This window comes from Oceanobacter antarcticus (assembly GCF_044962685.1).
GTDB classification, from domain to species: Bacteria; Pseudomonadota; Gammaproteobacteria; order Pseudomonadales; family Oceanobacteraceae; genus Oceanobacter; species Oceanobacter antarcticus.
Genome location: NZ_JBBKTX010000025.1, coordinates 40420 through 62996, shown reverse-complemented (window position 1 = coordinate 62996; position 22577 = coordinate 40420). Strand labels below are relative to the sequence as shown.

Annotated in this window: 23 protein-coding genes and 2 pseudogenes; 11 read left to right on the top strand and 14 right to left on the bottom strand. The window is 52.3% G+C overall.

Features of this window, described 5'->3' with window-relative positions; all coding sequences use genetic code 11:
• Nucleotides 1–164, top strand: a 164-nt coding sequence (locus WG929_RS17480; protein ID WP_416207125.1) for a transposase domain-containing protein, incomplete at its 5' end; no start/stop codon positions are given.
• Here WG929_RS17480 and WG929_RS17475 read toward each other — a convergent pair.
• The 3 genes from WG929_RS17475 to WG929_RS17465 form a co-directional block, all read right to left on the bottom strand.
• A complete protein-coding gene (locus tag WG929_RS17475) occupies nucleotides 157–1833 on the bottom strand; it encodes an endonuclease NucS domain-containing protein (RefSeq protein WP_416207122.1) in 1677 nt (558 codons plus the stop codon). The genes WG929_RS17480 and WG929_RS17475 overlap by 8 nt on opposite strands.
• Before the next feature lie 153 nt (nucleotides 1834–1986).
• A complete protein-coding gene (locus WG929_RS17470) occupies nucleotides 1987–2376 on the bottom strand; it encodes an MAPEG family protein (RefSeq protein ID WP_416207124.1) in 390 nt (129 codons plus the stop codon).
• Nucleotides 2377–2514: 138 nt separating this feature from the next.
• Nucleotides 2515–3330 (bottom strand): DUF2971 domain-containing protein, encoded by an 816-nt coding sequence (locus WG929_RS17465; RefSeq protein ID WP_416207121.1) that lies wholly within the window; start codon nucleotides 3328–3330, stop codon nucleotides 2515–2517.
• Nucleotides 3331–3659: 329 nt separating this feature from the next.
• Between WG929_RS17465 and WG929_RS17460 the strand changes: the two are divergent.
• A pseudogene (locus WG929_RS17460) lies at nucleotides 3660–3961 on the top strand (phage integrase N-terminal SAM-like domain-containing protein).
• Between the two features lie 144 nt (nucleotides 3962–4105).
• On the opposite strand, the pseudogene WG929_RS17455 reads toward WG929_RS17460, so the two are convergent.
• The 4 genes and pseudogenes from WG929_RS17455 to WG929_RS17440 all read right to left on the bottom strand — a co-directional run.
• Nucleotides 4106–4360 (bottom strand): annotated as a pseudogene (locus WG929_RS17455) (transposase); the annotation flags it as partial.
• Between the two features lie 114 nt (nucleotides 4361–4474).
• The gene (alr, locus tag WG929_RS17450; RefSeq protein WP_369855672.1) at nucleotides 4475–5563 is read right to left on the bottom strand and encodes an alanine racemase; all 1089 of its coding nucleotides are present in this window, start codon (nucleotides 5561–5563) and stop codon (nucleotides 4475–4477) included.
• A gap of 30 nt (nucleotides 5564–5593) precedes the next feature.
• Entirely contained in the window at nucleotides 5594–5977 is a 384-nt protein-coding gene (locus WG929_RS17445; RefSeq protein WP_369855673.1) for a RidA family protein, read from the bottom strand.
• Nucleotides 5978–6276: 299 nt separating this feature from the next.
• Nucleotides 6277–7533 carry a D-amino acid dehydrogenase gene (locus WG929_RS17440; RefSeq protein WP_369855674.1) on the bottom strand — a complete coding sequence of 419 codons (1257 nt, stop codon included), beginning with the start codon at nucleotides 7531–7533 and terminating at the stop codon, nucleotides 6277–6279.
• Between the two features lie 234 nt (nucleotides 7534–7767).
• Between WG929_RS17440 and WG929_RS17435 the strand changes: the two genes are divergently transcribed.
• The 5 genes from WG929_RS17435 (at nucleotide 7768) to WG929_RS17415 (ending at nucleotide 12019) form a co-directional block, all read left to right on the top strand.
• Nucleotides 7768–8262 carry an Lrp/AsnC ligand binding domain-containing protein gene (locus WG929_RS17435; protein WP_369855675.1) on the top strand — a complete coding sequence of 165 codons (495 nt, stop codon included), beginning with the start codon at nucleotides 7768–7770 and terminating at the stop codon, nucleotides 8260–8262.
• 45 nt (nucleotides 8263–8307) lie between these two features.
• Nucleotides 8308–8883 (top strand): TetR/AcrR family transcriptional regulator, encoded by a 576-nt coding sequence (locus tag WG929_RS17430; protein WP_416207120.1) that lies wholly within the window; start codon nucleotides 8308–8310, stop codon nucleotides 8881–8883.
• Nucleotides 8884–9029: 146 nt separating this feature from the next.
• Nucleotides 9030–9320 (top strand): hypothetical protein, encoded by a 291-nt coding sequence (locus WG929_RS17425; protein ID WP_416207119.1) that lies wholly within the window; start codon nucleotides 9030–9032, stop codon nucleotides 9318–9320.
• Nucleotides 9321–9381: 61 nt separating this feature from the next.
• Nucleotides 9382–10323 carry a LysR family transcriptional regulator gene (locus WG929_RS17420; RefSeq protein WP_416207118.1) on the top strand — a complete coding sequence of 314 codons (942 nt, stop codon included), beginning with the start codon at nucleotides 9382–9384 and terminating at the stop codon, nucleotides 10321–10323.
• A gap of 187 nt (nucleotides 10324–10510) precedes the next feature.
• Nucleotides 10511–12019: an aldehyde dehydrogenase gene (locus WG929_RS17415; RefSeq protein ID WP_416207117.1), complete on the top strand. Its 1509-nt coding sequence runs from the start codon at nucleotides 10511–10513 to the stop codon at nucleotides 12017–12019.
• Nucleotides 12020–12107: 88 nt separating this feature from the next.
• Here WG929_RS17415 and WG929_RS17410 read toward each other — a convergent pair whose 3' ends face one another.
• Together WG929_RS17410 and WG929_RS17405 are read right to left on the bottom strand one after the other, a co-directional pair.
• Nucleotides 12108–12989: an amidohydrolase family protein gene (locus tag WG929_RS17410; protein ID WP_416207116.1), complete on the bottom strand. Its 882-nt coding sequence runs from the start codon at nucleotides 12987–12989 to the stop codon at nucleotides 12108–12110.
• A 308-nt stretch (nucleotides 12990–13297) separates the two neighbouring features.
• Nucleotides 13298–14557 (bottom strand): aminotransferase class V-fold PLP-dependent enzyme, encoded by a 1260-nt coding sequence (locus WG929_RS17405; protein WP_416207115.1) that lies wholly within the window; start codon nucleotides 14555–14557, stop codon nucleotides 13298–13300.
• 132 nt (nucleotides 14558–14689) lie between these two features.
• Between WG929_RS17405 and WG929_RS17400 the strand changes: the two genes are divergently transcribed.
• Complete coding sequence (locus tag WG929_RS17400) at nucleotides 14690–15163, top strand: Lrp/AsnC family transcriptional regulator (RefSeq protein ID WP_416207114.1); 474 nt, start codon at nucleotides 14690–14692, stop codon at nucleotides 15161–15163.
• A gap of 86 nt (nucleotides 15164–15249) precedes the next feature.
• Here the strand turns inward: WG929_RS17400 and WG929_RS17395 are convergent, their stop codons facing one another.
• Nucleotides 15250–16050 (bottom strand): siderophore-interacting protein, encoded by an 801-nt coding sequence (locus WG929_RS17395; protein ID WP_416207113.1) that lies wholly within the window; start codon nucleotides 16048–16050, stop codon nucleotides 15250–15252.
• A 72-nt stretch (nucleotides 16051–16122) separates the two neighbouring features.
• On the opposite strand from WG929_RS17395, the gene WG929_RS17390 reads away from it, so the two are divergent.
• Nucleotides 16123–16581 (top strand): MarR family winged helix-turn-helix transcriptional regulator, encoded by a 459-nt coding sequence (locus WG929_RS17390; protein WP_416207112.1) that lies wholly within the window; start codon nucleotides 16123–16125, stop codon nucleotides 16579–16581.
• Nucleotides 16582–16590: 9 nt separating this feature from the next.
• Here WG929_RS17390 and WG929_RS17385 read toward each other — a convergent pair whose 3' ends face one another.
• Nucleotides 16591–17070, bottom strand: coding sequence for a hypothetical protein (locus tag WG929_RS17385; protein ID WP_416207111.1), 480 nt, complete (start codon nucleotides 17068–17070; stop codon nucleotides 16591–16593).
• 10 nt (nucleotides 17071–17080) lie between these two features.
• Complete coding sequence (locus WG929_RS17380) at nucleotides 17081–17494, bottom strand: cytochrome c (RefSeq protein ID WP_416207110.1); 414 nt, start codon at nucleotides 17492–17494, stop codon at nucleotides 17081–17083.
• A 125-nt stretch (nucleotides 17495–17619) separates the two neighbouring features.
• On the opposite strand from WG929_RS17380, the gene WG929_RS17375 reads away from it, so the two are divergent.
• Complete coding sequence (locus tag WG929_RS17375) at nucleotides 17620–17904, top strand: hypothetical protein (protein WP_416207109.1); 285 nt, start codon at nucleotides 17620–17622, stop codon at nucleotides 17902–17904.
• The gene (locus WG929_RS17370) at nucleotides 17901–18347 is read left to right on the top strand and encodes a MarR family winged helix-turn-helix transcriptional regulator (protein WP_416207108.1); all 447 of its coding nucleotides are present in this window, start codon (nucleotides 17901–17903) and stop codon (nucleotides 18345–18347) included. The genes WG929_RS17375 and WG929_RS17370 overlap by 4 nt, the downstream gene beginning before the upstream one ends.
• Before the next feature lie 303 nt (nucleotides 18348–18650).
• Here WG929_RS17370 and WG929_RS17365 read toward each other — a convergent pair whose 3' ends face one another.
• Both WG929_RS17365 and WG929_RS17360 read right to left on the bottom strand, forming a co-directional pair.
• Entirely contained in the window at nucleotides 18651–20825 is a 2175-nt protein-coding gene (locus tag WG929_RS17365) for a glutamine synthetase III family protein (RefSeq protein WP_416207107.1), read from the bottom strand.
• A 423-nt stretch (nucleotides 20826–21248) separates the two neighbouring features.
• Nucleotides 21249–22496 carry a DUF3047 domain-containing protein gene (locus WG929_RS17360; protein ID WP_416207106.1) on the bottom strand — a complete coding sequence of 416 codons (1248 nt, stop codon included), beginning with the start codon at nucleotides 22494–22496 and terminating at the stop codon, nucleotides 21249–21251.
• Nucleotides 22497–22577: the final 81 nt, after the last annotated feature.

Here is a 22577-nt window from a genome sequence, read left to right as displayed (position 1 = left end):
CAAAAGCCAGCGCCATGATGTACAGCCTGATAGAAACCGCCAAAGCGAACGACCTGGAGCCTTACGCGTATTTACGGAGAGTGTTTGCCCAGTTGCCGTTATGCGAAACCGTGGAAGACATCGAAAAACTGCTGCCTGAGAATATGAAAGCGGCCGTTATTTAAATCGGTAGATGGGGTTGTTTGAGCGTTTACTTTGTATTCTTCCTACTATCTTTTTCAAAACTTTTTCATTCTTGGCAAAATACTTAGAAATGCTTTCAAATGGAGTGTGCTCTTCAATTGGCCTCCAGCGTTCATTTTTTAACGTGAAAAAGTTTTTTTCATTACCTGAAAGGTCGCATCGAAACGACGAATAAGATAAGCCCAGATCTTCTATTATGTCGGCATCATCCGGTGCTCTCCCTCCCCACGACATACTCATGAGAAGCATTGTTATCTCACCGCCATAGTACTTGTCTAGTATTTTTCTAAGACTATTAGGTTTACCCGTACCAGTTAGCTCTCCAAAATACACAGTCTTCGGGCTTCCTTCTTCCGTAACCACTATTGAATATTGAGGAATGTATAAAAGCCCTTCTTCTTGAGTCAAGCAAAAATATGGTGTCAGAACGCCCGTGCACGGGTTGTAAATCGATATCTCAGCTTCCGCGTTTCTGTAATTTTCTTCAATTTCCCTTAGATGCCTTAAGATATGGGCCCTCCATACAGGATTCTGAGACAGACACTCCTCTATATCTTTTTTCGTTGAGCTTATGTGAGACTTGTTGGAAACTGCAATTTGCCTCTTAAATGATTGTCCTGAGCTACCATCCCCTCCCTTAAGCTCGCTGATAATATCAGTATCATTCAGTAGCTCATTCCTACTGAATGCACCAAATCTGAGAATCTCTCGGACACTCCACCCTTCGTCATCAAGAAGCTTAGACTTAAACTTTGCAGGGTAACCAATCTCATAATAATCATAATGTGGACGCGGTTCAGCGGAGTTAAGGCTTTCATGAAGGAAGCACAGTGCCTCCTCATCTTCCATATCAGACATTGAGTCCTGAATATCCTTTAGCTCTTCTTCTGAGACACAACCCTCCAAAAGAGATAGGTACTCGTTAGCAGTTAGAAGCTGCATGGCATGGTAGAGGATGTGCTTTGGTGGAGAGGACAGCGAAATCAAATGTTCAATTTTCTCCGGAGTATTTCCAGGAATTTGAGTTAGTGATTGACGCATAGCTGAGACAGCTTTTTCCTGAAAACCCTCAGGAGCATCCAAAATCACCAAAAAATAATCCTCAATACCTTTCTCTAAAGAATATTTCTTGTATTCTGACATTCCCCGATTAAGGCTGGCTTCATCATAGTAGCAGTTCAAATCATGCCATGGGGCAATAACTCTCCCTTTAGACTTATAGACTAATGCAACCTCTTCTGCGGAAAACCCAGAATTGCCATCAGATAGCTTTATATTGATTCCAGTTACAGATATTGGTGAGTCCGCTACAAACCGGGAGAATGGAACAATTAATTCTTTCCATTCTGTGGACGCAACAATTACTCTTATTTCTCCATCCTTACATCCAAAGTGGGACTTAACTCCTTCTACATACTTGTAAACCTCATGCAGGGCTTCGCGAGAGGCGGAGTCACTCCGCTTCAATTCAACGAGGACATGATGATTCTTTTTATCTTTAGCATAAAGATCAATAAAACTCCTTGTTCCCAGCGTATTCGGAATGTATTTTTCTTTAGACAAAAGCTCTAGGCCGGATTCTAAAAAATCAATATTCGAAGCGACAATAGTCTGTAATTCACTTTCACTTATATCTGTTGCCATGAGCATCCATTTTCTTATTGATTTTCATTGTTCGTCCGACATAGAAAAGCCACTCGAATTTTGTATAACGCCAAGCACAGGGGTCGGAGTGAAGGCGCTGTTTTTCAAGCGCCGCAACGGAGGTCCAAGCCACGAAGCGGCTGAGCCTGGTGCGATTTGTTATATTTGATGTATTACTAGATTTACCCATAAAACCATGACGCTTATAAATGCAAACCAAAAAGTATACATGCGGTGTAGTATGTGGTTGTAAGTTAAATGAATGTAGGCGTGAATATACCGAAAACCTACAAATAACCAAGCGGTAATTAAACCCAATTTGCTTTCAATGTTGAGAGCAAGATAGAGCGTGCAAGCAACATAGAACAATAAAGGGATTTCAAATTGATTATTAAAACAACGAGTGCTTCTCGTTATAGCTTCTGGTGCTTCGTAGCCTTGCATTAGCCGGAAATATTTGGGACTAATTTCTTTAGATTTGACCGCAGATATACGTGCCTTAATTGCTACAATGCCTATAAAGAAGACAAGCAAAACCATAGCAAACATTGGGAAGATCAATTTAATTACCTTTTGTGATTACGGAAATAGTAAAATATAACGCTTGGGTAAACGGCTTGCGAAGCGCAGCGTAGCAAGTCCGGTGGAGCGCAGCGGAACGAATTTGACCCACTTGTTAGCTTTACCTTACACTTTAGCTTCATTTAATTTCCATGAATGAACGTCCGGCTCACAACGATTAAGTGCTATACCGCGACCGCGGCAAAGCTCTTTAAAATTAGTGAACTCACTTTCAGTCGTTGTTTTTGTGTGAGAGATGTTTTTATAAACATACCTCCCCAAGTATACATTTACAATTGAATCTTTTGGTAACTGTAGGCAGTAAATAGGACGACCTAAACTCTTAGGATTTTTTTGAATCCAGTCACCTGAAACATTTGAAAACGCTCCACCTTCAGAGTGATAACCATATGGAGAGTCCACTAAACGTTTTACAACCCTGACTTCTTCCTCGTAGCTCCACTCAGAAGATTTATATAAAAATGCACGTTTAGTTATGTTGTAAAAGTCGGAATTAAAGCCAGTTGCATCTTTACCTATATTCATTAGTTCTTCTGTAGAATGCTCAAAATTCGAAGATTTAGGTTTACTGGCAGTATAAATAACTTCTCCGTATTGAGCAGGAATGATCGAGCTTTGGGTGCAAGTAAGTCCTGCTTTTTCGACATCAATACCGATAGCAACACCTTGGTGTGAATCACCATAGTGCGCCCACATTAATGGATTTAATGGTTCTCTAGTTAATGAAAGTAAAGCGTAGTTTCGAGAGAAGCGATTTCGGTACGCATCTGTAACCATACTTGCTGACATTTTTCCGTCGGAGAAACCTAGCGCAGTACATTCAAAAGGATCGTTCAAATCTTCGACACACGAAAAGGCAATTGAATTATTTTCAATAATATCTAATGCCGTTTTAAAACTTACGTATTTATATAAGACCACTCAACTATCCAATGTAAAGCTAACAGTTTATTAGTGCGCATGCGCGGTTTCTGGGCAAGTCGGTTTCTGGAAAATCACCTAACTACTTGAATAATAGGAAGTAAAATCCATTTCCAGATCTGTCCATTCTGTGAAAGCGAGCATGCGCATTAACTCTTTTGTGCCTTGCGCATTAATCTGTAAACCTGCGCAACAAATTTCCGTGTATCAATGCCTTAACGATAACAACGTCCGGGAAAGTGCGCAAGGCTTCTGAAAAAGCGCGCATTGATTTGGGCAAACTTTCAATTATACTGGATATGCACACACATCAGATCAAGGAGTGATCAATGACTTCCAGCCCCTTTCTCAATGACATTCGCCGCTTTATGCGCACCCGCGGCTACAGCCTGCGAACCGAGAAAACCTATGTTTACTGGATTCGGTTCTTTATCGTTACCAAAAGCGGAGACATCCCAAAGAGATGGGGGCTGCTGAGGTGGTGCAGTTTCTGGGGTTTCTGGCGAATGATCGTCATGTCTCGGTCAATACTCAGAAGCTGGCCTTGAATGCGTTGGCGTTTCTCTATAACACGTATCTGGAATTGCCTCTGGGAGGCAGCCCCTCCCTCCTACCCATCTACCCTTGTTGATCTGGCATTACGTGATAGCAGGCTGTTGAAATTCTTATTCGCTTCGCCGACAGAAGCTTTTCAACCCGATAATTCACGCTTATCTGGTTGTTTTCTGAGTGGTTTTTCCGCTGGAAGCAGGATTCTCCACCCTGTTTCCGGTCTTCAGACGGATTGACCCTGTAGCTTTGCCATTCGCACCAGGTTGTAGGCCATCATGGTCATCTCAAGAACGCTGTTGACCTTCGCCAGTCCTTTCACTTTTAACTGCCGTAGCTGGCCGACGGTCTTGCCCCAGCCGAAGGGTTCTTCGACGCGTTTACGCACAATCTGACTGGCGGCATATCCCGCTTTATGACTGGTTCGACCATCGATCGCTGAGCCGCCGGGCCGTTTGTCATTGCGGGCAACATGGGGCGAATAGTGGTTCTATTTAACCAGAATTTGCTCAGAAAAGAGCCAGATTCAGCTTTTCCGCAGTAGAGCAGCCCTAAGCCCGACGGCCAGGATAGCGATCCAGGCTGAATCGACTCCCTAACGGGTCAGATAAAGACGAGGAACACGCCGGGTAATCCCGGTAAACAGATGGTAGGAAATGGTATCGCAGCAGGCCGCCACCTCATTGGCATCCAGCTGCAAGCCCCAGAATTCAACGGGGTTACCCAGTGCAGCAGCAGCAACCTCGGTCAGGTCAACGGTCAGCATATCCATCGATACCCGCCCCAGTAGCCGGGTGCGCTGGCCGTTAACCATCAGCGGCGTACCTTCCCGTGCCTGACGCGGATAACCATCGGCATACCCCATGGCAACGGTACCCACCAGAGTCGGTTTATTGGCGACAAAGCGGCTGCCATAGCCGACACTTTCACCGATCGGAACCCAGCGAGTGGCAATGACTTCTGATACCAGCGACATCGCAGGTTGCAGCTGTTGTGCGACCTCGTCAGGGAATGCCAGCGGCGATGAGCCGTACAACATAATGCCAGGCCGCTGCCACTGTTGACGGGCGGCGGGATGCGCCATCAGAGCGGCCGAATTAGCCACACTGATATCCAGATCCAGTCCCTGCCTAGCCGCCGCAAGACCAGCCAGCTGGGTGCTGACATCCACCCCCGGAGCCACCAAACAATCAGCATTGGCGAAGTGCGTCATCAGCGTGACACGCCCCACCTGTGGCAACGCCAGCAATTGCTGACAAGCACCAGCCACCTCCTCCAGCGCAAAGCCCAGGCGGTGCATACCGGTATCCACTTTCAGCCAGATATTCAGAGGCCTGGAAAAGCAAGTCTCCGCCACTGCGCTGATCTGATCGGGTCGATGAATCGCCGTCCAGAAATTCTGCTCAGCAATCACCGGCAATTCGTCATTACTGAAAAAACCTTCCAGCAACAACACCGGCTGAGTCAACCCGGCCGCGCGCAACTCCAGCGCTTCTTCAATACACGCGACCGCAAACGCAGGCGCATAAGGTGCCAGCGCCTGAGCCACCCGGACAACCCCATGGCCGTAGGCATCCGCCTTGACCACCGCCAGTGCCTGACCAGCAGGATGTAACGAACACGCCAACTGATAATTGGCAACAATATGATCCAGATGAATCCGGGCCTGCGCAGGACGAGACATGCTTACCACTCCACAGCGTCGATCTGGCGCTTACAGCGCCAGAATCGCCTCAACTTCAATATCAGCTGCTTTTGGCAGCGCCTTGACCGCATACGCAGCGCGGGCCGGGTACGGCTCGTCAAAATAGCGGGCCATCACTTCGTTCACTTGCGGGAAAAAGCTCATATCCGACAGCAAAATAGTCAGCTTGGCGGCATCATTCAACGAACCGCCCGCCGCTTCAGCCACGGCTTTCAGGTTCTCGAACACCTGTACAGCCTGGGCTTCAAACGACTCGGTAACCATTTCCATGGTTTCCGGGTTCAGCGGAATCTGACCTGACATATATAGGGTGTTACCCACCTGAACCGCCTGCGAATAGGTGCCAATAGCGGCCGGGGCCTTGCTGGTCGAAATAATCTGTTTGTTGCTCATAAAAACCTCATTATTCATTGAATCACATCCAGGCAGGTCGCCGGACGCGCGGGTAAGTAAATAGTACTGCCGCCGGGGGGCATCCCAAACGATCGCGAGAAAAAAAGTCTCGTCGTGTTCGGGAGTATCCGGAACCAGGGGGCGTTCTCAATTATTTGCCACGGCCTGTCAGGAGGATAAATCCCGTCAGGCAAGGCGTTGGACGCCGAGAATGACGCATCTTTTTCAAGTCCAATAACACCGCACTGGACGGCGGCAACCCGCGTCCTGCGGGGGCTGCCGGATTAAATAGATGCCCCCTAAAGATACCGATGTACCGACAATCCTTCTGCACTGATTTCGGTATCACGTTCATTCATAATATCCGCCAATAAACGCGCCGAACCTTGCGACATGGTCCACCCCAACGTGCCGTGGCCCGTATTCAGATACAGGTTGTTGAAGGGTGTTTTGCCAATCACCGGCACGCTGTCTGGTGTCATTGGCCGCAAGCCACACCAGAACTCCGCCTGCTCCAGATCACCGGCACCCGGAAACAAGTCACTGACGACGAAATCCGCAGCCTTGCGACGGCTCTCTTTCAGACTCAGGTCAAACGAGGCAATCTCAGCCGTACCACCAACACGAATGCGTTCATCAAAACGCGTTACCGCCACCTTGAATTCTTCATCCATCACCGTGGACTGCGGTGCCTTGCTTTCATCCAGCAGCGGCAACGTCAGTGAATAACCCTTGATCGGATAGATCGGCAACTTGATGCCCAGCGGATTCACCAGCATCGGTGAGTAACTGCCCATGGCCACCACATACTTGTCAGCCGTCAGACGACCGTTAGAAGTCACCACGCCACGCACTTCACCGCCGGATGCTTCCAGCCCCTTGACCTCGGTGTCCATCATAAAAGTCACCCCCAGCGTACGGCAGGCATCCGCCAGCCCCTGGGTAAACTTGCGGCAATCACCAGTGCCATCGTTGGGGAACATCAAGCCGCCGACAAACTTTTCCGCCACATTTGCCAACGCTGGCTCATGCTGGATACAGGTCGCGTGATCGATCACCCGATGCTCAACACCACACTCACGCAGCGATTCGAGATCCGCCCCGATGGAATCCATTTTTTCCTGATTACGGAACAGCTCAATCGTGCCCTGATGACGCTGATCGTAATGAATCGGGCAATCTTGCTGCAGTTGCTCAAAACAGATACGGCTGTACTCGGAAATCCGCAGCATGCGGTTCTTGTTGAGCCGATAGGCATCCTCGGTACACTGGCCCAGCATTTTCAGCATCCAGGCCGAGGTATTCACATTCAACGCCGACGGACTGACCATAATTGGTGCCAAATCCTGCAGCATCCATTTGATCGCCTTGAACGGAATACCCGGTGCCGCCCACGGATTGGTATAACCGTAAGACAACATGCCAGCATTACCGTAACTGGTTTCATCTGCCACGCCAGCCCGACGCTCAACCACGGTGACGTCATGACCAGACCTGGCCAGATACCAGGCAGACGAGACACCCAACACACCGGCACCCAACACCAGAATTTTCATAACGACCACCCTCACAACGCCACAAAGTCCGACGAGCAGTTCCAGGCTGATATTTCAACCTATTAGCGGAAAACGCTGCCATGTTTAATAGTGAAATTCTAGCCAAAACCCTATAGAAAAAGCCTTTGAAGTTCGCTTAAATACAGAATATTTCACTACACATTAAAGAAATTACAGAAGATACAGCCAAATCAATGCCATTTATGACAGTCCAATTCCAGGGAGATCAACCTCATGGCAACAACCAGCGACAATAAAAGAAGACCACTGGACAGACTCGACCGCCGAATTCTGCAAGAACTGCAACAAGATGGCCGCATCAGCTACGTCGACCTCGCCGAACGAGTTGGCCTCAGCTCCACCCCGTGTATCGAACGGGTCAAACGGCTGGAAAAAGACGGCTATATCGAAGGCTATTACGCCCGGCTGAATCCGGCGTTGCTGGGCTATGGCATGCTGGTCTTTGTCGAAATTTCGTTATCTTACCAATCGCCGGATGCCTTCCAGAAGTTTAATAAGGCCGTCGGCACCCTGCCCTACCTGTTGGAATGCCATCTCGTCTCCGGCGATGCCGACTACCTGATCAAGGCCCGCATCAACGACATGTCGGAATACCGCGCACTGCTTGGCGATATGCTCTTGACCTTGCCAGGAGTGAAAAACTCCAAAAGCTATATCGTCATGGAAGAGGTCAAGGAAACCGCCCAGTTACCAGTGAAGCAAGGATAAGGTACTCTCCGCTATCGCTTTACTCGTTGTTGCAGGAGGGTGCTGATGGATGTTCGCAGAGAAAAAAGTCGTGAAAAGTTGAGGCATGCACTGGCCGAGCTGCTCCGTGATCAGTCGCTGGAACAGATCAGTATTGAACAGATTACGGATAAGGCCGGTGTTACCCGCCCGACCTTTTATTCCAATTATCAAAGCCGCCAGGACATTATTATCGAGCACGTTGAACATTGGCTGGCGCGCCGGGAAACGCTGTTTCAGGCGTTTCTGGAAGATCAGCAAACTCCGGAACCCGATCGGCTGGTCGCCTTTATCGAGCATCTGCTGAACACCCTCAGCCCCGACGATACCTTGCTACAGCTGGCACTTTCCGGTCGCGCCGGAGAGCAGGCCTTACAGCGGGTCACCAATCAAAATACCGACTTCTTTCGCCGCCGGGCCAGTCGCAGCTTTAACGAACCGCCGACAGAAGACGACATCCTGTTGATCTCGACCTTTTACGGCTCCGCCACCATCGGGATTATCTCCGGCGTTATCTCCGGCAAGATCACCCAGCAACCGGCCGACCTTGCACGACAGTTGGCCGCTATGATCTACAACGGCATTGGCCATCGCTTGTATTAAGATGATTCCTCAAACCAACAACATCTTTTAAATCAGCCTGATTGCTGGCAGCAGAATCGTCGGGGGTATTTTCGTGGTGAATCGATGCATACTCGGCTTATACCAACACATCCACCGATCCGCTCCAGCCACCTTGAGAACCCCTTATGCAGCTCGATAAAGCGAAAAAACGCATCGCCAAAAAAGTCAAACGAGGGTTTCAGGGTTATCCACTGATTGCCATAACCTATTTTGGCAGCACCACCGACCAGGCTGACGAAGTGTCGGTCACCTTGACGCTGGAAGAAGGTGCAGACGCACTGGAAGAGCGTTTCAAAAGCACCGATGATGCCCGCGAAAATGCGACCATCCAGTCTGCGCTGGTCAAAATCATCGAACGCACAGACTGCAAGACGCTACAGGAAAACCCTGGCGTGACTCTGGTTCCAGCGCCATGACCTATCTGGCACAGCGTTGTTGAATACGCACGCTATCACGCTATAGAGGTGTTTTAGTACCATGACGATCAAACACTCCCTGGGACAGCTGGGGGATTACGAGATCAAACAACTCAAGGTGTTCAAGGCCGTCACCGAATGTGGTGGCTTCAGTGCCGCCGAGGCGCTGCTGAATATCAGCCGTCCAACCATCAGTATTCATATTGCCAATCTGGAATCGCGGCTGAACCTGACCTTGTGTCGCCGAGGCCGCGGTGGTTTTGCCCTGACCCGTGAAGGGGAAGTCGTCTACCAACAAACCCGGCAGTTGCTCGAAGCGCTGGAAGGGTTCCGTAATACCATCAACAACCTCAGTTCAACGCCATCGGGGAAATTACGGGTCGCCCTCAGCGATTCCTTCGCCAACGACCCGCGCTGCGATTTTGCCACCATTATTAATCACTACGCCCGCCAGGCACCGGATGTGGAAGTCACCGTCGATGTGGCCCATATGGTCGAGATGGAACGCAAGGTACTGAACGACGAACTGGATCTGGCCTTTATCCCGTATCACAGACACTTGGAAGGACTGGACTATATTCATCTGTTCAGCGATCGCTGCTACCTCTATTGCGGTGCCAGCCACCCACTGTTTGCTGAAGAGGACAGCCGCATCAGCGAAGCACAAATCAACGCCATCCCACTGGTACATGCAGGCCTGCAACCTCATGAAGAGGTTTACCAGCAAATATCCGACATGAACCTGGCGGCTATTTCCTATCATTACGAAACCCGGGTAGCGCTGATATTGTCCGGTATTTACGGCTCATTCCTGCCAGAGAACATCGCCCAGCCCTATGCCAAGACAGGCCAGCTACGTGCCCTCTGCCCACAAACCCGGCACTATTCCCTCGGCGTCGCCGTCATCAGCAAACGCAGTACCCAGCCCAACCGCGCCCGCTCGCTTTTTATTCAAACCGTGCGGGCCTTGCATCGCCATGGCAAACCGGATGCTCCCTACTGAAACGCGCCAAGTGCTCTATGGCCGTTTGGATCGACGCAGAACGGCTTGATCCGCCAACGCGGACAAGGGCTTGGTAGTCAGAGGAACGATTTCCCGGAACAGCCCCTAAAACTACCCATCAGGATATATACCGCTGGCGCCATGCGTGGCGCACAATCCCCGTAATAACGATGCCCCGGAGACTTCGATGAGCGAGAATCAGACCAGCCTGAACAGTTGCGCCGCCTGGACCGAAAAAGCCAGCCAAATCACCATTCCTGCTCACTCCTGGGTGAATGGCAAGCCGGTGGCCGCACTCAGTGGTGCAACCCAAACCTGTTTCAACCCGGCAACCGGGGCGGTACTGGCGGAGCTGCCCGACAACGCACCGGAAGATGCCGACGCCGCCGTCCGGGTCGCACGCCATACTTTTAATAGCGGTGTCTGGTCGGCGATGGCCCCCAAGGATCGCAAACGGATTCTGCTGCGTTGGGCCGATTTGATCGAACAGCACCAGCACGAGATCGCCCTGCTGGAAACCCTCGACGTCGGCAAACCCATCAGCGACACCCTGAATATCGACGCCCCCAGCGCAGTGAATACCATCCGCTGGACGGCGGAAGCCATCGACAAGATCTACGGCGAAATCGCGCCGACGGCTGCCGGTACGCTGGCGCTGATCCAGCGCCTGCCGCTGGGGGTCGTGCTGGCGATTGTGCCGTGGAATTTTCCGCTCTCGACCACCGCCTGGAAACTGGCACCGGCATTGGCGGCAGGTAACTCGGTGATCCTCAAACCCGACCCCAAAACCCCGCTGACAGCACTGAAGCTGGCGGCACTGGCCACCGAGGCAGGCTTGCCCGACGGCGTGCTAAACGTACTACCCGGCGATGGTATCAATCTGGGTCAACACCTGTCCCTGCACCCGGATATCGATGGCCAGACCTTTACCGGCAGCACTGCGGTCGGCAAGTTACTGATGCAGTACGCTGGCCAAAGTAACCTCAAACGCACTTTTCTGGAGCTGGGCGGCAAAAGTGCCAATATTGTGTTTGCTGATGCCGATCTCGATAAAGCCGCGTTATGGGCAGCAGTGGCCGGATTCTACAACTGTGGCCAAACCTGTACCGCCGGTACTCGCCTGCTGGTTCAGCAGTCTGTTTACGATGAGGTGATCGAACGGGTGATCGAAAACAGCCAGAGCTGGACACCGGGCAACCCGCTCGACCCGGATACCCGCATGGGAGCCGTGATCGACCAGAACCAGATCAATACCATTCAGAAATACATTCAGATTGGCCAGCAGGAAGGGGCCAGGCTGGTACTGGGTGGCAAGCCAGTGGCAGACTCCGGCGCCAACGGCTGTTTCCATCAGGCCACACTGTTTGCCGATGTTGATAACAACATGACCATCGCGCAGGAAGAAATCTTTGGCCCGGTGGTATCGGCCATTCCTTTCAAGGATGCCGCCGACGCGATCCGCATTGCCAACGACTCCCGTTATGGGCTGGCCGGTGCGGTCTGGAGCCAGAACATCAGCACGGCGCTGAGCGTCGCCAACGGCGTGCGTACTGGCACCATGGGAGTAAACAATTATTTTGGCGGCGATATCACCGTGCCGTTTGGTGGCTTCGGTGAATCCGGTAATGGCCGGGACAAGTCTCTGCATGCGCTGAATGATTACAGCGAGTTAAAAACGACCTGGATTGAGTACTGATCTTTAGGGGCCAATGGCCTATTACGATGACCCCCGGTATTTATCCGGGGGTCATCCATCAATCAACTTAGCTATCCATCAAGCCTGGCTATTTCATATAACCCAGCAGCTTGGCGGCATTTTCTTTCAGAATCAGAGGCCGTACTTCGTCCTTGATCTTGATCTTCTCGAAGTCACTGATCCAGCGATCCGGGGTAATCACCGGCCAGTCTGAGCCAAACAACATTTTGTGCTTCAGAATACTGTTGGCGTACTGGATAAAGATCGGCTGAAAGTACTTCGGCGACCAGCCCGACATGTCGATATACACATTCGGTTTATGGGTCGCGACGGACAGCTGCTCTTCGATCCAGGGGAACGCCGGGTGAGCGGCAACAATCGGCATATCCGGGAAATCGGCCGCCACATCATCCAGATACATGGGGTTGGAATACTTCAAGCGCATGTTCATACCACCATGAGCCCCAGCACCCACGCCGGTCTGGCCGGTGTGGAACAGGGCGATGGCACCTTCTTCGGCAATGGCTTCGTACAACACATAAGCCGAACGATCGTTAGGGTAAAAACCCTGCATCGTTGGATGGAATTTAAAGCCTTTCACCCCAAACTCACGTACCAACCGACGGGCTTCACGGGCACCCATACGGCCCTTGGCCGGATCGATAGAGGCAAACGGAATCAGAATATCGCTGTTTTCAGCACAGATAGCCGCCACTTCCTCGTTTTCATAACGCTTGAAGCCGGTTTCACGTTCCGCATCCACCGGAAAAATCACCGCTGCGATTTTTTTCTCACGGTAGTAGCTGGCGGTGTCCTGAACGGTTGGCATCATATTGTGGCCAGCCGGGTTCTTGAAATACTTGGCGAAGTCTTCCTGAAACTGGTAGTAACCGTCATCCCGGTCACAGGTGCAGGGTTCTTCTGCGTGGGTATGGAAGTCGATGGCAATGATGTCGTCGATGTTAATCATGGTGTATCCCCTGTGATCAAATAGCGGGTGATATTGTTGTTATATATCAGGTTGTTATATATCAGGTTGTTATATATCAGGTTGTTATATATCAGGTTGTTGTGCACCGGGTTATTGTGCACCGGGTTGTTGTGCACCAGTTGCAGGACGGCAAAGACGTGTCTCTGTTCGCCGATAACCTCGGGCAGCGCCCACACCAGATACTCTACACATTCGACAAGCGAAGAACCACAATTGTTTTGCTATACAACAATATTGGTTTTATGCCGCCTGACCACGAGACGGGTAAACAGCACCACCGCCCCTGATCAATCCGATCCAATCAATCCATCCAGAGCTTGCAGCAGCTGTACCACGTCGTTGGCCGAGGTGTAGTGCACCATGGAAAAGCGCAACACGCCAGCTTGAGGATCAATGCCCAACGCCTCCAGCAACCGCCAGGAGTAGAAATGCCCGGCACCGCAAAGAATGCCTTGTTGCCCCAGCTGTTGCGCCAATTCGAGCGGCTGATGTCCGGCGACCTGAATCGACAGGGTCGGCGCGCGATTTTCCAGTCGATCCGGGCCAACCAGGGTAATCGCCGGATGCTGGCGAAAATAGTCGAGTAGAGACTGAATATGCCGCAGTTCACTCTGATGCAGCAGGTGACGCACTGCCTCGGCTTTCTGTCGTGGTGATGGTTGCTGTTGCTGTAATAGCGCGTCAGCAGCGGCAAAATGATGTTGGTACAGGCCCTCAAAATAATCACTGACACCGCTGGCGGCAGCAACCTGAGCATGATCCGGCCCGGCGGGGGTCAGGCGTTTGGCGCGCACCTCGCTGTTAAAAAAATGGCCCTGATTACCCAACAACGCCGCCATCTGCGGTTGTACTACCATGACTCCCTGATGTGGCCCATACACTTTGTAGAGTGAATACAGGTAGATATCACAGCCCAGCGCCTGAATATCCGGCAAGCCGTGCCCGGCAAACGACACGCCATCCACCACCGTACGAACCCCGTATTGGCTTGCCAGCGCACAGATCTCGGCAACCGGATTAATATCCCCGAGAATGTTGGAGCAATGAGGAAACGCCAGCAAGCGGGTGTTATCCCCCAGTAACGCCTGAAGATCGGCCAGCTGCAACACCCCCTGCGCATCCATCCGCCATTCCCTGATCACCAGTCCATACTGTGCCAGCTTGCGCCAGACCCCGGTATTGGCTTCGTGATCCTGATTGGTGACGATGATCTCGTCGCCTGGCCGCAGCCACTCCATTACCGCGTGTGCCAGCACCCAGGTATTCTGAGAGGTCGACGGGCCAAAGTAGACCGTATCACCCGGCGTATTCATCCATTGCCCCAGCGCCTCATAGCTGGCGTCCATCCAGGCCCCGGCTTTGGCCGATACCGGGTTGGGGTAATAGGGTTGAAGCTTGAGCTGATGAACATATTCGTCCAGCCGCTGCAGCACCGGCTGGCACAAGTAAGAGCCACCGGCATTTTCAAAAAATGCCGTACCTTGTAATGAGGGTTCGGCAAAAGCCGGAAATTGCTGGCGCACATAGTCGAGATCGAGGCTGGTCATGGGGTATCCGACAGAGATGGGTAACGGCTTATCCTGTACCAGATAACACGACCGTGTCTTTGCAAGATCCACTTGCAAATAGTCATCAGATGCAATAAATCAGTCATTCGGTAGCTAAAACAGATTCAGATCATGCAGCAGATCACACTGGAACCGCAGGACATTCGCATCCTGACGCTTTTACAGCAAGACAGCCAGATCCCGCGCATGCAACTGGCAGAACAGGTGAACCTGTCGGCGTCGCAATGTTTCCGGCGTATCCGGCGACTGGAAGAGTGCGGCCTGATTCGGCGTTATACCGTCGAGCTGGACAAACAGAAGGCGGGATTTGATGTGCAAGCGATGGTGATGCTGCAATACCGCAAGTCGGAGGCAGATTCCCGCAACAAGGTGCTGACCCTGATCCGGCAAACCGATGTGATTCTGGAATGTTACTCCATCACCGGCGAATACGATTTTCTGCTGCACGTCTGTTGCACCAGCATGGGTATCTTTAACCGACTGATCAACGAGACGTTTCAAGTGAGCTTTATTGCTGGCATACACTCCTACATGCTGCTGGAATGCGTCAAGGCAGAAGCCACCCTGCCGCTTGCCAGGCGCTGAACCGGCCACTATCAGTGGCATGGAGAACGGCGAGCAGTGGCATGGAGAACGGCGAGAGGACGAACGGTTGCGACCGCCTGACAGCCTCAGCCTTTTTCGCTGAAGCCTTGCACACCGGCTTTCCAATACGCCGAGATCCGGGTGCTGTCGGAGGGCTGTTGTTTGTCGTTGACCACCAATGCACGCAGCGCCGCCATCGCCTTGCCTTCCCCTGCGGCCCAGACAAATCCGTCGCCAGCCGGTAACGGTCGTTCAGTCACCGCTTGCAGCAGCTCGTTATAACCCGCCACCCACACCACCTCCAGCTCAGCCGCTGACTCAAAAACGCGTTGATCGTGCACATGCTCGCACTGCACAATCACGGTAGCGTTGGCACCTGCGGGTAACTCTTCTACCCGGCGATGAATGGCGGGTAGCGACGTCGGATCACCCACCAGCCAGTGCCAGTCGTAATCCAGAGGAATCACCATCGAACCCTTGGGGCCACCCAAATGCACGCGCTCACCCACCTTCAAATTGTTCGCCCAGTCGCAGGCAACACCGCCGTCATGCAGAGCAAATTCCAGCACCAATGTGCCGCTGCTGGCATCAAACTGGCGTGGTGTGTAATCACGACGTTCTTCTTGCCCATCGGCACCCGGTATAAAGACCTTGATATGGTCGTCGAACGACAGTGACGGAAAGTCCTTCAAATCGTCACCACGTAACGTGACCGATACAAATCCGGGGGACACCCTGGTCACCGCTTCCACCAGAGGATAACGCTGGCGGATCTCATGCCGTACACGCTGTATCCGACTCTGCCCGGAACGACGTTCAGGCTCGCGGCCAGATAATCGCTCGGCTTTGCTGGCTCTCTGCGCCAAGCGAGATTCAAATCTGTTCATCTTGTGTTCTCCTGTATTAGTTGATAATGTCATCCAAATCATAATCTTCCAATAAGTTGATAAAGTCAACCAATGAACAAACAGATTTCCGATGATATTTTTGAGGCCATTGCTGCACTGAATCACCAGATTCGTGCCCGCCATCACCAGGCCAGTCGCGACCAGGGGGCTGCCATTGCCGGTATGGAATTCAAGGCGCTGCGTTATATCGCCAGCCAGACCAGCCATCAAGGAGCCACCCAGAAAGATCTGGTCGAACGCTCAGGGCGAGACAAGGGCCAAATTGCCCGAGTGATCGGTAATCTGAAAAAACAGGGGCTGGTGCACGCGATTGCAGATGAGCAAGACAAACGCATCTCGCGGCTGATTCTGACAACCGCCGGACAACAGCTGTACGCCAGTTTCAAACAGGTCAATAACGAGGTGGCAGAACAAGCCATCAGCGGGCTGACACTTGCAGAATGCCAAACCCTGCTGGGCCTGTTATCAAAGGTAAACAACAACCTCGCCACATCCAAAAATCAGGACTGACACACGGAGTCAGCCGGGTTGCCCGGTATGCGACGACGTTCCAGCAGCGACCGCCTGTTGACTGGCCGCTGCGATTTTCAATCCATCCCGGATGTTCAACGCCATCAAACTGATATTGACCGCCCCCGCCAACAGCTCCAGCGTCTGGATCAGATAAAAAGCCGTGCCAATATCACCGGCGGCGGCCAGTGAGCGCAGGTAGATCGCTGACGGAATCAGGATCAATAGACCATTGAGCGCCACCAGCGGCATACGTTTTTTCTTGTTACCAATCAGTCCCCCGCGACGTTTACCCGCCATTCTGACCCCCGTTATTCCGGTTGCCGCCATGGCAACCACCAGCAGCCAGATAGCGTAAAAAATAGCGTTTTTAACCTGATAAATCAGACCCGGATCCCCCATCAGCTCGACCACCAGCGTGCTGCAGAAAAAGCCGACGATCAGACTCATCGCCAACAGCGAAAAGAGTTTGTGTGCTCGTTGAATCATGCTATTTGCCTCACCAGAATGAACGATATTTTCGATGACAGGAGCGGCAGGCAGAGGTGGCCCGATCGAGTGCTGCCTCATCCCGCATGGCCCCGACCGCCGCAGCGGCTACGGCGCGATAGTCGGCTTGCCATTGCTCCAGCTGATGCTGGAATTCCTCCCAGTGACGCCACACCCGCTGTCGGCTTCTGCCCTGCCCCGCCGACTCCGGCGGAAACAGCGTCACCAGACGCTGCACCTTCTGCTGCAGTTGCAACGCCGTTGCCTCCGCCTGTTGCCACTCCTTGTCGTCCAGCAAGGTCTCCAGATAATCAGACTGCTCGTCAATCTGCTCGAACAGTTGCTGACGCTGCTCAACCGCCGGGTGCTCGGCATAAGTACCGGCAGATGCAGCCAACAATAATAAGGCGATCCATTTTTTCATGGGTTAATCCTGTGGTTTCCTGATGACAGTCGTTATGCTATTTTGCAAATGCAACTATTGCAATAGCAAGTATTATGAAAAAATAGTCGACACCCTAAAAATCACCCCAATAAAAGCCTGAAACCATGAAAATCCGGGAGTTACCCATTCGCCTCAACTCTGCGCAACAATCGCTCAAACCCGTCATTCCCGCGCAACGAACGCCTAAGTCCGACAGGCTCCTGGCCTGGCTGTTACTGCTGCACGAGTTAAAGAGAGAGCGCCTGATCCGGGCAATGCTCACCGGTATCCAAAACATCGGCGGGCAGTCGCCACATCGGCAAGGTAACCGCCTCGCTGCCGGGTTATTATTGCTCAGTGTTATTGTGTCCGTTGGCTATCTGGCCATTTCGATGAGAGTGTTGGTATGACGAGTTACGCAGAAGAGTTGATCCTGCCCAGACATAACAGCCTGGGCTGGCTGATCGCGGTATCAGGTAAACAACTGGCCGAGGATTTGGATCAGCGACTAAAAAATATCGGGCTGAGCATTGGCGTCTGGCCCACCCTGTATGCGCTGTGGGAACAAGAAGGTCTGACCCAGACGGAATTGGCCGAGCGCTGTATGACCGCCCACTACACCACTACCAGAACACTCGATACATTGGAAAAAATGGGGCTGGTCGAACGTCATCCTCACCCGACCAGCCGTCGGGCCTTACAGATTTATCTCACCGATCAGGGCAAAGACCTCAGACACTCGGCACTGCAACAAGCCATTGCCTGTAACAGCGACTACCTGGCCCGACTGAGTCATGCCGAAGCACGCACGCTGATCCAATTGCTGAATAAAGCCGTGGGCACCGAAATTTAGGAGTCTGTCGGGCTGCTCTACTGTGGAAAAGCTGAATCTGGCTCTTTTTTGAGCAAATTCTGGTTAAATAGAACCACTATTCGCCTCAAATTTGCGCAAAAATCGCTCAAACCCGGCTTTCCCTCGCGGCGAACACCTAAGTCCGACAGGCTCCTAGCCTGGGCAAAACTCACCCCTGCCGTTTTGTCTGGTTGACCTGGTGACACAACTGCGAGCGTGAAAGCGGAAACGCGGAAACAAAAAAAGCCCTCAGTGATTGCTCACTGAGGGCTTTCCGTTCAGCCTTTAACGCACAGGCGGGCGTTAACGCATAAACAACATTTCGCTGTATTTCGGTAATGGCCAAACATCATCAGCCACCAGAGTTTCCAGCGTATCGGCAAAGCCACGGACTTCCAGCATCAAGCCACAGACAGTATCGGCACAAAACTTCATATGCTCTTCGGTTGAAGCAAAGTCATGCGTTGCCATTGCCGTTTCCAGCTTGGCCACAGCTGCCATCATGCCATTGATATTCTCACCGACGGCGGTTGCAACCGAAGAATCCAGCGTAATCGACAGCTCAGCCGCACCACCAATGGCATCGGTCAAGTCTGACAAGTAGCTCACTGCAGCCGGGAAAATCATGGTTTTAGCCATGTTCACCACCAGCTTGGATTCCACTTCAATAGACAGCACATACTGCTCGGCATACACCTCATAGCGGCTTTTCAGCTCTACCGGCGTTAGTACACCGGTAGAATCAAACAGATCAATCACCGTCTGATCCAGAAAGGCTGGCAAGGCATCGGCGGTGGTCGGAATGTTTTTCAGACCGCGTTCTTCAACGGCCATGGTGTGCCACTCACTGGAGTAACCGTCACCACCAAAGATTACATTACTGTGCAGTGCCATCAGTTCTTTCAGCACAATAACCACAGCTTCGGTCTTGTCACTGGTGGTTTCCAGTGCCGCTTCCAGCTTGGTCGCAATCCAGGTCAGAGAATCTGCCAGCATAGTGTTCATCGCCACCAGCGGCCCGGAGACCGACTGCGAAGAACCAACGGCGCGGAATTCAAAACGGTTACCGGTAAACGCAAACGGCGAAGTACGGTTACGGTCGCCCGGATCACGTTCAAACTTGAGAATCTGGTCAAGACCCAGATCCATCAGGCCGCCGTTAACCGTCTCACTGATCGCCCCGTCCTTGATATCCATAAACAGCTTTTCCAGCTGATCACCCAGGTACACAGACAGGATCGCAGGAGGCGCTTCGTTCGCACCCAGACGGTGGTCGTTGGCAGCCGAGGCAATCGCAGCGCGTAACAGTGGCCCATAAACGTGAACACCACGAATCACGGCACCACAAAACAGCAGGAAGTTGAGGTTTTTGTCCGGCGTATCACCCGGATCCAGCAGGTTACCTTGTGTGGCGTTACCGACTGACCAGTTCACGTGCTTGCCGGAACCGTTGACCCCTGCGAATGGCTTTTCATGTAACAGACACATAAAACCATGCTGTCTGGCGGTCAGTTTCATCAGCGTCATCAGCAGCTGCTGGTGATCCGATGCCACGTTGGCGGCTTCAAAGTAAGGGGCAATTTCAAACTGTCCCGGTGCCACTTCATTATGGTGGGTCTTGGCTGGGATACCGAGGCGATACAGCTTGTCCTCGAAATCTTGCATAAATACCTGAACACGCTCAGGAATAGCGCCAAAATAATGGTCGTCGAATTCCTGACCCTTGGCCGACGGCGCACCAAACAGGGTACGACCAGCCAGCATCAAATCCGGGCGGGCAGAGGCCAGAGCTGCATCAACCAGGAAGTATTCCTGCTCAGCGCCGCAGCTGGAGTTCAGAGTGGCGATCTCGGCTTCGCCCATCAATGCCAGAACTTTTTGTCCGGCCTTGTTCATCGCCGCGTTAGAACGCAACAATGGAATTTTCTTGTCCAGTGCTTCACCGGTCCACGACATAAACACACTAGGAATCATCAGCGTCGCGCCGTTATCCGTGTGCATGATGTAGGCCGGGCTGGTTGGATCCCAGGCAGTGTAACCACGGGCCGCGTTGGTCATCCGCAGGCTGCCGTTAGGGAATGAGGAGCCGTCTGGCTCACCCTTGATCAGCAGGCTACCGGTAAACTCGGTAATCGCACCGCCGTCGGAATTGGTAATAATAAAACCATCGTGCTTCTCAGCTGTGGCGTTGGTCATCGGGTAGAAGATATGGGAGAAAAACTTCACCCCTTTACTGAGAGCCCAGTCTTTCATCGCTGCAGCGACCACATCGGCCGTAGCAGGGGCAAGCGCCGCACCGGTTTGTACGGTTTTTTTCATCGCCTTGAAAGCATTTTTGGAAAGCACTTCTTCCATCGTCGCCATATTGAACACATCGGTCGCCCAGATGCGGCTTAACGGCTTGGGCATTTCCACGGACATAGGCTGGCGATTGACAATGTCGCTGATCGCCATCAGGCGCGCCTGGTTTCCACTCATCTTATTCTCCTGGGTTCCATATTATCGTTAGTGCTTCGCTAGCACGTTGACAGTAAAAGAATCACCAGATAGTGGGCTTTTAGCAGGTCAAGGGCGTAACGACTCAGATCTGGCATATTCGAAAGCAAGTTAGCTTGAGCCTCGATGCAATAACTGCTCCAGATCAAAAAAACGCGTCACTGCGATAAAACAAGGCGCTATCTATGCATGGAGCGCCCGTTTATAGGGAGAAATGTGAACCAGAGCCGATAAGATGAGCCGTAATGGTGCAGAGGCTGAACGCTGCGGATGATGTCGTCATTTCGCAGCGTTCGCCGCCTTGCCCCGACATTCAGTAACACTCGCGTACAACGGCATGGATACAGGGGGTAGAGCGAAGCAGGAATCCCGAGCGCTCGCGCTGCAGGATTCAATCGATGACCCCTACAGTATCTGCTGTTGGTAGCCTGGCTGACCGATACGGATTTGCCGATACGCGCAGCGGCCATGGCCACGCATAAACAGGGAATTGGCAATCAGCCAAACCTGTACAACCTTCTTTGCCGGGCCACCAATAATACGCTGATAATCAGCGTGGATGTCGGCACTGTCCATCACCTCTTGCCCCAATTGCGCCACCCCGGAGCGCTGCACGACATGGGTTTCCACACGATCCCAGCCCGGAATCGGACAACGAAAAACCTTGCCCACCGGAAGCTGCGAACTCCACATATAAGTAATGTCCTGGCCGTCATCAAACGCCACAGCAATGGACAGATAATCGTGATTTAGCAGCTGATCTTCCGGCAAGTCGGACGGCAGCTGATCCACCACCCATGACCAATCCAGTGTTAACCCCGCGAGCAGTTTCTGGTGCGCTAACGGGTATTGCAAAATGCCAACGTTTTTATGGGTGTAACAGTCGATATCCCCGGCAGCGGAGTCCTGGTAGATACTGCCATCTCCAAACTGAAAAAAGTTACTCCAGCCCACTGGCATTCGTTCCAGCAGCCGCAAGCGATTCAGCTCCGCCTTGAGAAAACCCTGTACATCCCCAGCCGCAGATAATTTAAGCAAACCAGAGATTGCGGCGTCGTTCCAGACAATGGCAATGCCATCAACCTGCCCCTCACCCGCCAGATAATGCTCCGGAGGAACCCATAAATCCCCCGCAGGCGACGCAAACTCCCCGACTGAACGGGCAATTTCCAGCGTGCCGGACTGAGTGGCCGTCATCGTGCCGGTGTTCTGCATCAGGTTATGAAAAGGCGTGGTGCCATCCACACCCCGCACGCGGGTACAAAACACAAACCCCGGCTCCAGCCACCGCCCGGCATCTTTCGCAAACCACCACCGTCCGCCCAGAAAAAACGATACCTGTTGCCCCTCTTGCAACTGACCAAGCGCGAGCGTCCAGGGCAGGTTATCCGGCCGCAAGGTAAAAGATTCAATACGATCGATAGGCGCGGCACTGAGGCGAGCCAGCGCCCGAAACTGCTCCCGCACGCTCGCCACCTCAAACGTGCGCTCTGGCTGGCCGGAACCCAACGCCATTGCAGCAGCGCATGGCCCCGCCAGTAACGGCGCTGCCACCATGGATGTCATCAAATGACGACGCCCGACATTCACGTCTGAATCCGTCAGCGGCTGACAACCACAGCTGTCCGCCGATGATTGCGGTTGATCTGACATAAAAACCCCCGTTTGCATTTATTGTTATGGTCACAGCGAGCCTAACGGGGAAGGCCAACGCCAATGTCAGATTGCGGTCAG